Origin of the sequence: Spiroplasma endosymbiont of Megaselia nigra, from assembly GCF_003987485.1 — a bacterium.
In the GTDB taxonomy this organism is placed as follows: domain Bacteria; phylum Bacillota_I; class Bacilli_A; order Mycoplasmatales; family Mycoplasmataceae; genus Spiroplasma.
The window spans coordinates 1-2,693 of record NZ_RCOO01000156.1 but is presented as its reverse complement, the minus strand read 5'-3'; the positions used below and the strand labels follow the sequence as shown (position 1 = coordinate 2,693).

Genomic DNA, 2,693 nt, shown 5'->3' with positions numbered 1-2,693 from the left:
AAAAAATAAAGAAAAAATATACTTTTTATTTAAAAAGTATATAATTAATTTGTAATTAAATAAATAAAAAATGGAAACACAAAATGCCTGTGTTTCCATAGAAAATTATAACAAAAATCTAACATAATTTCTTGGTTTTTTTAAAATAATTGTCTATGGGAATATCAGCAGCGCGATATTCTCTTTTTTATTTATTAGAAAGGAAATACAGACATGAAAAAACTATTAAGTTTATTAAGTGTATTAACAATTAGTGGAACTGCGGTGCCAACAACAATTGCCGCTAGTCCTTATCAAAAAGAAGAACAAAATTTAGAAATTTTGCATCGAGTTAAACGGGGTAATCAAACCAAGAAAAATACCCCAAAAAATAAAACAGCGACAGATGAAGATACCAATTTACCATCAACATCAACTACAGCCAAAAACAAAAAATGTGGTAACAGAGGCAGCGTTAATAATCAAAAATGTCGAAAACAAAATGAAGATAATTCAGAAATAACAACCAAAAGCGCCAAAGAAAGAATTTTAGATAACATAAAATCACGAAGTAAAAATATTTTTAAATCAAATAGAAAAAATGAATATAATGAATTTTTAAGAGAAAGTATTCAATATTTCAAAGAAACCAAAAATATTGTTCTTGAAACAACGAATCCTACTACAGGTAAAAAAATATATAGAATAAAAAAACACAATGTAGAAGATAGCTATAAAATAATACCACTGGAAGTTGAGGATAATAAAATTGATTTAATTTTAAATAAAAGTAATTTATATGTTGATGGCATTATTACTTATGATGATGATGAAAATAAAACAATAGTATATTTTCCAGATTCAAATCTTGATAAAAATTCTAAATTAATTGAAACAGAAAAAGATAAACGTGGCTTTTTTTCAAAAATATTAAAATTTGATATAAAAGATGAAAAACAAGAAAAAACAATGATTAAAAAATTATATTTTGATTCTAATTATAATACTTTAACATCTGAGGAAGAAAACATTAAAATAAATAAAGAAAATATTCATGGTGCTATTATTAATTTAAGTAATATTAATGATGATAAAATTAGTGAAATAAAAAGTAACAAAAAAGCAGAAGCAGAAATAAAAAAAGATTTTCTTCGAGTTATTTTTACAAATGCAGAAGCAACAAGGTTTTTTTCAATTCGTGATGAAGTACAAAAAGTTTTATCTAGTTCTGATTCAAACCCATATGAAATTGATTGACAAGATCATAAAAATACACTAACTAATTGAGACAAAAATAGTCAGAAATATTATGAAATGAAAGATAGTATTGAATTACAATTAAAAATGACACTTAAAGAAAAAAATGAAATATATAATGTTGCTGTTTTAGCTGTAAAAGATGATGAAAAAATCCGAGATAATCAAAGGGGATAATTAATAATTAGATTAATAACTATATAAATTTTTCTATGTTTGATAAAGCAGCGTAAGCTGTTTTTATTTTGCTTTATTTCAAATCTCATAATTATGTTGCACTGAATAAGCAACGATAGTATTGATTTGATTTTCAATTCAGTTGGCGAGTGTTTGAGTAGGGGTAATTCAATGAATTTTACCACCCGCAACAAGTCATTCTCGCAAGTTAATTAGCTTCGTTCTAAAACGATCGGGTGACTTGCGGGTACGTTCAAATTCGACATAAATTTCACTATCATCGCTTTTTGTGATGATTAAATCTGGGTAGGCATTTAAGTTACCGTTTTCCATTTTGAGCTCGCGCTCGGTTTGATAGTGCTCGATGTCGGTTTGCCTACAAAGTCATTTAATCAACATATCTTGGTGGGCGAGTTCATAGTAATTAACTTTAATGCTTTTTTTATGTTCTCGTCCTAAATGACTTTGTGCTTTACTAGTTAAAGTATAATAATTTTTCTTCGGCAGAGTATCCACATTCAGCATTTTTAAATTTACTAATTTCATAACAAATTTATATGTAATATTCTCTTTTTTATTCAAAAGCAAAGATAATTGCTCTGTGTTTAAATATCCTCAACGATTTATCATCAACAATATTTTTTCTTGTTCACCCATACCATCAACTCCTTACTAACCAACTTTGTTTTTATAGCACAGGGTGGGGTTTTTTCTTTTTTGGGTTCTTTTTTTTCTTTTAAGGGCTCGGGCAAAAAGAAAAAAGGAACTGGGTGTGTTTTTATTGGTTATATTAATTGCAATTAATATAACCAATAAAAACACACCCCTGTGGAACACAAACATTAAGCCGAAACCCCGTGCTATCAACAACGTTGGGAGTGCGGGGTTTCGGGTGCTTGGCGTGCCAAAATGCTTGTATTTCCGCAGCATAAGCAAGAATTAGTATTACAATTATTTTTATATAAATTGTATATATTAATTATACATTAAATTAATATATTTAGTTCTATATTCAATAAAATTACTGTTAAATTTATTTAAAAAAGTATATAAAATTTATTAAATATGTTATTTTGGTATAGTATAGGAATAGTTTTGGAATTATATTGGAAGAAAAGGTATAACAAAATAGGTGATTTGTCAAATAGTAAAAATGATATGATAAATACCATATCTTGCTATTGTATTTGTTGTCTTGCTACCCTGTGGTTTTACGCAAGCTCTTATGCTTTGTTGATAGGGGAGGGAAGAACTCGATAGGGGAGTTAGTCTAAGTTATC

2 protein-coding genes are annotated in these 2,693 nt (G+C 27.2%); one reads left to right on the top strand and one right to left on the bottom strand.

The window, feature by feature from the left end:
• Positions 1-213: 213 nt before the first annotated feature.
• A complete protein-coding gene (locus tag D9R21_RS05605; RefSeq protein ID WP_126821432.1) occupies positions 214-1,413 on the top strand; it encodes a ribosome-inactivating family protein in 1,200 nt (399 codons plus the stop codon).
• Between the two features lie 63 nt (positions 1,414-1,476).
• Here D9R21_RS05605 and D9R21_RS05600 read toward each other — a convergent pair whose 3' ends face one another.
• Positions 1,477-2,070, bottom strand: coding sequence for a hypothetical protein (locus tag D9R21_RS05600; RefSeq protein ID WP_126821431.1), 594 nt, complete (start codon positions 2,068-2,070; stop codon positions 1,477-1,479).
• Between the last annotated feature and the right edge of the window lie 623 nt (positions 2,071-2,693).